The following is a 7,696-nucleotide window of genomic DNA, read 5'->3' on the forward strand; positions in this document are numbered from 1 at the left end:
CTTCGGGCTGACGAAGCTGGTGACCTCGATCTCCTTCAAACCGGCGTCCTGCAGCATCGCGACGAGCCGCGCCTTGTGCTCGGTCGAGACGTTTTCCTTCTCGTTCTGCAACCCGTCGCGCGGGCCGACATCGAGGATCTTGACGTGGGTGGGGAGGGCCATGGTTCAGGCGTCCAGCTTGAGGAGTTCGGCGCCATCGCCGACCTGATCACCGACGGCGAACAGCAGCTCCGCCACTCTGCCGTCGCGGGGCGACGAGATGGTGTGCTCCATCTTCATCGCCTCCATGACGGCCAGCGGTTGGCCCTTGGTGACGGTGTCGCCGGCCTGGGCGAGGAAGGCGATCAGCTTGCCGGGCATGGGCGCCGTGAGGCGGCCGCCTTCGCTGGGCGAATCCCCGGCGTGGGCAATGAGGTCCACCTCGGTCAGCACGGCCGAGCCGTTCGCGGCGAAGACGGCGACGCGTTCGCCCCGGGCGTAGGTCTTCACGCGGAGGCGATCGGCGCCGAGGAAGAGTTCATGTGTCTCGGTGTCGGCGGACTGAACCGCGAACTCGATGGCTTCGCTCTCGACCGTCAGCGTCATGCCGCCGCGGTGGTGGCGGGACAGCAGAACCTCGTGATGCACGCCGCCGGCCTCCAGATCGAAGCGCCGTGTCGCCGAGCCGAAGAGACGCCAGCCATCGCGGGCGCTCCACGGGTCGTTGCTTTGCCGCGTGCCCTCGACAGCCAGCGTGTGCGCGATGACCGCAGCCGCGCTGACTCGCAGCGGCAGGCCGGGCTGGTCGAACAGCACCGCCTTCTCGCGCTCGATCAGGCCGGTGTCGAGATCGGCCTTCGAGAACGACGCCGTGGCCGCGCAGCGGCGCAGGAAGGCGACGTTGGTCTGCAGGCCGACGATGTGGGTATCGCGCAGGGCCAGGTCCAGTCGGGCCAGCGCCTGCGCGCGGTCCTCGCCCCAGACGATGAGCTTGGCGATCATCGAGTCGTAGAAGGGGCTGATCGCATCACCTTCGCGCACGCCGGCGTCGATGCGCACGTTGCCTCGCTGGAAAGCCACATGCTCGGGCCAGCGTGCCACGTCCAGCCTGCCCGTGGCGGGCAGGAAACCGGCGTCCGGGTTCTCGGCGCAGATGCGCGCTTCGATGGCATGGCCGTGCATGCGCAGCTCGTGTTGCTTCAGCGGCAGGGGCTCGCCCGAGGCCACGCGCAATTGCCACTCGACCAGATCCTGGCCCGTGATCGCTTCCGTCACCGGGTGCTCGACCTGCAGCCGCGTGTTCATCTCCATGAAATAGAAGCGGCCGTCCTGCTCGGCGATGAACTCCACGGTGCCGGCACCGACATAGCCGACGGCCTTCGCAGCGGCCACGGCGGCCTCGCCCATCTGCGCACGGCGCTCTGGCGTCATGCCGGGGGCTGGGGCTTCCTCCAGCACCTTCTGGTGGCGGCGCTGCACGGAGCAGTCGCGCTCGAAGAGATACACGCAGTCGCCGTGCGAGTCGCCGAAGACCTGGATCTCGATGTGGCGGGGCTTTTGCACATAGCGCTCGATCAGCACCGCGTCGTCGCCAAAGCTGTTGATGGCCTCGCGCTTGCACGAGGCCAGCGCCGCGTCGAACTCGTCGGCGTTGTAGACCGCGCGCATGCCCTTGCCACCGCCGCCGGCGCTGGCCTTGATGAGCACCGGGTAACCGATGCGGCCGGCTTCGCGCTTCAGCAGCGCCGGGTCCTGGTCGGCGCCGTGGTAGCCCGGCACCAGCGGCACGTTGGCCGCTTCCATCAAGCGCTTGGACTCGGCTTTCAGGCCCATCGCGAGGATGGCGCTGGGCGGCGGGCCGATGAAAACAACGCCCGCATCGGCGCAGGCCTGGGCAAAGGCTTCGTTCTCGCTCAGGAAGCCATAGCCTGGGTGGACTGCTTGCGCGCCGGTCGTCTTGGCAGCTTCGAGGATGCGCTGCCACTGCAGGTAGGAGTCGCGCGGCGCCGGGCCGCCGATGTGGACGGCTTCGTCGCAGGCCTGCACGTGCCGTGCGTCGCGGTCAGCGTCTGAGTAGACGGCCACGGTTTGAATGCCGAGGCGCTTGGCCGTGGCCGCAACTCGACAGGCAATTTCACCCCGGTTGGCGATGAGGATCTTCTTAAACATGGCGCGCTCCCGGGGTGAACTCGCCTGCCTGTCCGGCTACGCCGACCAGCACGCAATTTGTCGCTGGCGCGACCGCGCCTTCGGCGCGAGCGCCTCGGTTGGCGATCAGGATTTTCTTGAACATCTCTTCTTGTCTCCGGTCTCGTGAACCTTCTACACGGTTGTTCAGGCGGGGCCAGGATCACTGGCGCTGAGGCAAGGTAAACAGGCGAGGGCGGTCAGCCCGGCTTGTTACCTTCCTGCAGCCGCTTGCGGCGGGCCTCGTAATCGTCATAGGCCGGTGCGTTGCGCTTCTCGCAGGCGCGACGGTCTTGCGCGTTGCCATTGCCGGCGCACTGGGTCTGCGCGATGTCCTGCACCTGGTCGTAGACAAAGGCGCAGCCGGACAGCGCGAGGACGGCAATCAGCAGGAGGGCTTGCTTCATGTCAGTGCGTGCAGACCTGTACCTTGGCCGCGGCGTCCGACGGCGTCAGCTCGGCTTCCGTCGAACAGCGCATGCCCAGCCGCTCCAGCAACGCACGATCCTTCTCGGCCTGCGGGTTGCTCGTCGTCAGCAGCTTGTCGCCGTAGAACATGGAGTTGGCGCCGGCCAGGAAGCACAACGCCTGCATCGTCTCGGGCATCTGCTCGCGGCCGGCGGACAGGCGCACCATGGCGCGCGGCATGGTGATGCGGGCGACGGCAATCGTGCGGATGAACTCCAGCGGATCCAGCGGCGCGGTGCCGGCCAGCGGCGTGCCTTCGACCTGCACGAGGTTGTTGATGGGCACGCTCTCGGGGTAAGGGTCGAGGTTGGCGAGCTGGGCGATCAGGCCGGCGCGCTGGCGGCGCGTCTCGCCCATGCCGACGATGCCGCCGCTGCAGACCTTGAGCCCCTGCTGGCGCACGCGCTCCAGCGTGTCCAGGCGGTCCTGGTAGGTGCGCGTCGTGATGATCTGGCCGTAGAACTCGGGCGCGGTGTCGAGGTTGTGGTTGTAGTAGTCGAGGCCGGCGCTCTTGAGTTGCTCGGCCTGGCCGTCTTCCAGCATGCCGGCAGTCAGGCAGGTCTCCAGGCCCAGGGCCTTGACTTCGGCAATCATCTCGCCGATGGCGTCCAGGTGGCGCGGCTTGGGGCTGCGCCAGGCGGCGCCCATGCAGAAGCGCGTCGCGCCGTTCTGCTTGGCCGCGCGGGCGGCTTCCATGACCTCTTCCAGCGGGATCAGCTTCTCGGCCTTCAGGCCGGTGTCGAAGTGGGCCGACTGCGGGCAGTAGGCGCAGTCCTCCTCGCAGCCGCCGGTCTTGATGGACAGCAGCGTCGAGAGTTGTACCGCGTTGGCGTCGAAGTGCTCGCGGTGCACCTGCTGGGCGCGGAACAGCAGGTCGTTGAAGGGCAGCTCGAACAGCGCCGCAATCTCGCTCACGGTCCAGGGCTTGGCCTGGCGGCGGTCGGCGTCGGAGGTGGGGGTGAGGGTCTGGATCTGGTTCATGCTGGGAGGTGTTCGAGCAGAGGTTCGAGCGACAGATGGCGTGCCATCGTGGCGTGGTCGGCGTGGGCCAGGCGCGGCACATGGCCGAGGCAGGGGACGGCAAGGCCGCGCTGCAGAGCTTGCAGATTGTCGGTGACGTGAGGCTGACGCTCATCCACGGTGTTGGCCACCCAGGCGGCCAGCGTCAGGCCGCGGGCGCGCACGGCCTCGGCCGTCAGCAGCGCATGGTTGATGCAGCCCAGGCGCAGGCCGACGACGAGGATGACCGGCAGGCCCAGGTCAGTGGCCAGGTCGGCCGTGTCCCACTCGTCGTTGAGCGGCACGCGAAAACCGCCCACGCCTTCGACGAGGGCGACGTCTGCGCGGAAGGCGACCGTGCGCAGCGCGTGCAGCACGGGTTCGCGGGCGATGGCATCGTTCTCGATGCGGGCGGCGATATGGGGTGCGCAGGCGGTGCGCAGCTGCAGCGCGCCGACTTCGGCCGATGTGAGGTCCAGGTTGCCGGCGGCGCGCAGGCGCTCGACGTCGTCGTTGAGCCAGTGGCCGCCGATGAAGTCCTGCCCGGCCGAGATGGGCTTGAGCGCGGCGACGCGCCGGCCGGTCTGCGCGAAGGCGTGGGCCAGGCCGGCCGTGACGGCGGTCTTGCCGATCTCGGTGTCGGTGCCGGTGATGAAGAAACCTCTTCTCAAGGCGGTCATGCGGCCTGCTCCTGAGCCGCCGCGGCGCGCTGCAGCGCAGTCAGCAGCGCGTCCACGTCGGCAGCGGTGTGCGTGCCGCACAGCGTGATGCGCAGCCGCGCGGTGCCCGCGGCGACGGTGGGCGGGCGGATGCCGGGCACGCGCAGGCCGGCGCTCTCCAGTGCAGCGGCCAGGGCCATGACCTCGGCATTGCCGCCGACGATGAGCGGCTGGATGGGCGTGGCCGAATCGGTCAGCGACCAGCCCAGGCGCGGGTGCTGGTCGATCAGCGCCAGCAGGCCGTCGCGCAACTGGGCTTGCAGCGCGACGAGGTTGGCACGGCGGGCGGCACCGAGCGGCCCTTCAATCAACTCGAAGCTGGTCAGCAGCGCATGTTCTACGGCCGGCGGGGAGGCGGTCGAGAAGATGAAGTTGCGCGCGGCCTGCAGCAGGTAGTCGACGATGGTGGCGTGGGCCGCGACGAAGGCGCCGGCGAGGCCGGCGGCCTTGCCCAGTGTGCCGACGAGGATCAGGCGTTCGCTGTGCAACCCGAAGTGCTCCAGCGAGCCGCGGCCCTTTTCGCCCAGCACGCCAAAGCCGTGGGCATCGTCGACGATGAGCCAGGCGTCGAACTCGTTGGCGAGGGCCAGCAGCGCCGGCAGCGGCGCGAGGTCGCCGTCCATGCTGAACACGGCGTCGGTGACGATGAGCTTGACCTTGGCGGTGCTGGCCGCCAGCAGCGCGCGCAGGCCGGCCACGTCGGCGTGGCCATAGCGCGTGACCGCGGCCTTGGCCAGGCGCGCGGCGTCGATCAGCGAGGCGTGATTCAGCTGCTCCGAGAAGATCTCGGTGTGCTCGTCGCCCAGGGCTGTCACAACGGCCAGGTTGGCCATATAGCCCGTGCAGAAGCCGATGGCTCGCGCCTGCGGGATGTGCGGTGCATACCAGCGCGCCAGCGTGTCGGTCACGGCCTCGTGCGCGGCGCTGTGGCCGCTGACCAGCGGCGAAGCGCCCGAGCCGCCGCCCCACAGGCGAGCGCCTTCGGCAATCGCCTCGGCGATGGCAGGCTCGGCGGCCAGGCCGAGGTAGTCGTTGGAGCAGAACATCAGCAGCTCGCGGCCGTTGATGGTCTGGCGGGGCGCGGTGCCGTTGTCGGCGCGGCGCAGCGTACGGGTCAGGCTCTGCGCGGCAATCGCGTGGAGCTTGGCCTGGAGGTGATCAAGCAAGGACATCGTTCAACGTCGCCGTCACGGCCTGGGCCAGGAAGGCCGCGGTCGCGTCGTCGATCAGGTAAGGGGGCATCAGGTAGACGGTGTTGCCGATCGGGCGGATCAGCAGTTCGTGCTCGCGCGCCTTCAGGTGGAAGGCTTCTGCGAAGCGCGGTGGCGCTTGCGGCACATCGAAGGCCAGGATCATGCCCCGCTGGCGCAGATGGGCCACGCGTGGGGCCAAGGGCGCAAAGGCGCGGGTCAGGCGCTCGGCCTGGGCCTGGTTTGTTTCGAGCTGGCCGGCGTCGAAGCGGTCCAGCACCGCATTGGCCGCCGCGCAGGCCAACGGGTTGCCGGTGTAGGAATGCGAATGCAGRAAKCCGCGCGTGACGTCCTCGCTCCAGAACGCGGCGAACACGTCGTCGGTGGTCAGCACCAGCGACAGCGGCAGCGTGCCGCCCGTGATGCCTTTGCTGAGCAGGATGAAATCCGGCCAATCCGCGCCCGTCTGCTCCCACGCGAAGAAGGTGCCGGTGCGGCCGCAGCCCATGGCGATCTCGTCGGCGATCAGGTGGACGCCGAACTCGTGCGTCAGCTCGCGCAGGCCCTTCAGATAGGCCGGCGCGTACATGACCATGCCCGCCGCCCCCTGGATCAGCGGCTCGACGATGACGGCAGCGATCTGGTCATGGCGCTCGGCCAGCAACGCGCGCATGGCTTCCAAAGCCTCGGCCTCGTTGCCCAGGCGCCCATCCGGCGACGCGATGATGTGGGCGCGCATCAGCAGCGGGTCATAGGCGTCGCGGAACACCTGCACGTCGGTCACGCTGAGCGCGCCCAGCGTCTCGCCGTGATAGCTGTTCTTCAGGCAGACGAACTCGCGCTTGTCGGCGCGGCCGCGGTTCTTCCACGAATGAAAACTCTGCTTCAGCGCGATCTCGACGGCGCTGGCGCCATCGCTGCCGAAGAAGGCGTGGCCCAGCGCGCCGCCGGTGCGGGCCGACAGCCGCTCGGCCAGGCGCACGGCGGGCTCGTGGGTGCAGCCGGCCAGCATCACATGGGGCAGCGTGTCGAGCTGGGCCTTGATGGCGTCGTGAAGCGGCTTGTCGCTATGGCCGAACAGGTTGACCCACCAGGACGAGTTGGCGTCGAAATAGCGCCGGCCGTCGGTGTCGAACAGCCAGGGGCCATCGCCGCGGGCGATGGGCAGGGGCGGCACGTCGGCCAGGCGCGCCATCTGCGTGCAGGGGTGCCAGACGGCGGCGCGACTGCGTGCGGCGAGATCGGAGGGAGAGGTCATGCGGGAGAGGGGCGGCGCACGCGCTTGAGCAGCGCGCGCAGGAACTTGAAGCACAGCCAGATCAGCGCGCCCATGACGGCAAGGGCCAGGACGAGCAGCGGGAAGAAGATGAAAGGGTGCGCCCAGGCCAGCCACAGCATGGTCGGCACGGCCACATCGCCCATCAGCGACAAGCCGATGTTGGAGAACGGCTCGGGCGACGTGTTGGCCGCCGCGCGCGTGCTGGCTTTGGCCGTGTGCGCCACAGCCGCGAGGCCACCGCCGAACAGCGCTGCAACGACAGCCCAGGCCTGGCCATGGTCGCCCGCCCAGCCACTGACGAGTCCGGCCACGAGCGCCGCGCCGGCGGGGATGCGGATCAGCGTGTGCAGCGCGTCCCAGGCGCTGTCGACGAGGGGGATTTTGTCGGCCAGGAACTCGACGAATGCCAGCGCCGCGGCGCAGCTCATCACCAGTGGCGACGCCAGCACCTGCAGCCCGGGTGGCAGCGCGATCCAGCCCCAGTGCCCGGCAATGCCGACGAGCAGCACCGTCAGGTAAAGGCGCAGGCCGCTGGCCCAGCCGAGGGCGGCGGCGAGGGCGAGCAGGTGGAGGGCGTCGAGCTGGGGCATGCGGGTCAGGGCAGGCGCGGCCGAAAGCCCGACACTGTCGCGTTGAACAAGGCAGCGGCTCCATGGCCGGGCTGGCAGACCATGGAGAAGTTCAGCACCTTGCGGGAGGTCACGTAGCCCAGGTAGAGGTGCACGTGTTCGCTCTCCGCCTCCGCGGCGAAAGACAACTCCAGGCCAACGCCGCCCGAGTGTGGCTTGATGGCCCGATGCAGCACCTGGACTGGCCCGGCGCTGGCCTTCTGGATGGCCTCGAGGCGGCTGGCAACCACGGTCTCCGCCAGGCCC

General features: G+C 69.2%; 9 protein-coding genes and 1 pseudogene. 1 reads left to right on the forward strand and 9 read right to left on the reverse strand.

The window, feature by feature from the left end:
- Positions 1 to 162: pseudogene (locus AC1DU6_RS14150) on the reverse strand (hydroxymethylglutaryl-CoA lyase); the annotation flags it as partial.
- A gap of 3 nt (positions 163 to 165) precedes the next feature.
- Complete coding sequence (locus AC1DU6_RS14155) at positions 166 to 2,148, reverse strand: ATP-binding protein (protein WP_457320136.1); 1,983 nt, start codon at positions 2,146 to 2,148, stop codon at positions 166 to 168.
- Between AC1DU6_RS14155 and AC1DU6_RS14160 the strand changes: the two genes are divergently transcribed.
- A complete protein-coding gene (locus AC1DU6_RS14160; protein WP_477857846.1) occupies positions 2,147 to 2,296 on the forward strand; it encodes a hypothetical protein in 150 nt (49 codons plus the stop codon). The genes AC1DU6_RS14155 and AC1DU6_RS14160 overlap by 2 nt on opposite strands.
- A 70-nt stretch (positions 2,297 to 2,366) precedes the next feature.
- On the opposite strand, the gene AC1DU6_RS14165 is transcribed toward AC1DU6_RS14160, so the two are convergent.
- The 7 genes from AC1DU6_RS14165 to AC1DU6_RS14195 all read right to left on the reverse strand — a co-directional run.
- A complete protein-coding gene (locus AC1DU6_RS14165) occupies positions 2,367 to 2,573 on the reverse strand; it encodes a hypothetical protein (protein WP_056205118.1) in 207 nt (68 codons plus the stop codon).
- Between the two features lies 1 nt (position 2,574).
- Positions 2,575 to 3,615 (reverse strand): biotin synthase BioB, encoded by a 1,041-nt coding sequence (gene bioB / locus AC1DU6_RS14170; protein ID WP_457320134.1) that lies wholly within the window; start codon positions 3,613 to 3,615, stop codon positions 2,575 to 2,577.
- On the reverse strand, positions 3,612 to 4,313 hold the full coding sequence (bioD, locus tag AC1DU6_RS14175) for a dethiobiotin synthase (protein WP_457320132.1): 702 nt from the start codon (positions 4,311 to 4,313) through the stop codon (positions 3,612 to 3,614). Before bioD ends, bioB begins: the two co-directional genes overlap by 4 nt.
- A complete protein-coding gene (locus tag AC1DU6_RS14180) occupies positions 4,310 to 5,524 on the reverse strand; it encodes an 8-amino-7-oxononanoate synthase (RefSeq protein WP_457320130.1) in 1,215 nt (404 codons plus the stop codon). The genes bioD and AC1DU6_RS14180 overlap by 4 nt, the downstream gene beginning before the upstream one ends.
- Positions 5,511 to 6,800 (reverse strand): adenosylmethionine--8-amino-7-oxononanoate transaminase, encoded by a 1,290-nt coding sequence (bioA, locus tag AC1DU6_RS14185; protein ID WP_457320128.1) that lies wholly within the window; start codon positions 6,798 to 6,800, stop codon positions 5,511 to 5,513. The genes AC1DU6_RS14180 and bioA overlap by 14 nt, the downstream gene beginning before the upstream one ends.
- Complete coding sequence (locus AC1DU6_RS14190; protein WP_457320126.1) at positions 6,797 to 7,411, reverse strand: DUF4126 domain-containing protein; 615 nt, start codon at positions 7,409 to 7,411, stop codon at positions 6,797 to 6,799. The genes bioA and AC1DU6_RS14190 overlap by 4 nt, the downstream gene beginning before the upstream one ends.
- A gap of 5 nt (positions 7,412 to 7,416) precedes the next feature.
- Positions 7,417 to 7,696: hypothetical protein (locus AC1DU6_RS14195; protein WP_477857849.1), on the reverse strand; the 280-nt coding region annotated here is incomplete at its 5' end.

The organism is Roseateles sp. P5_B10 (genome assembly GCF_056400485.1).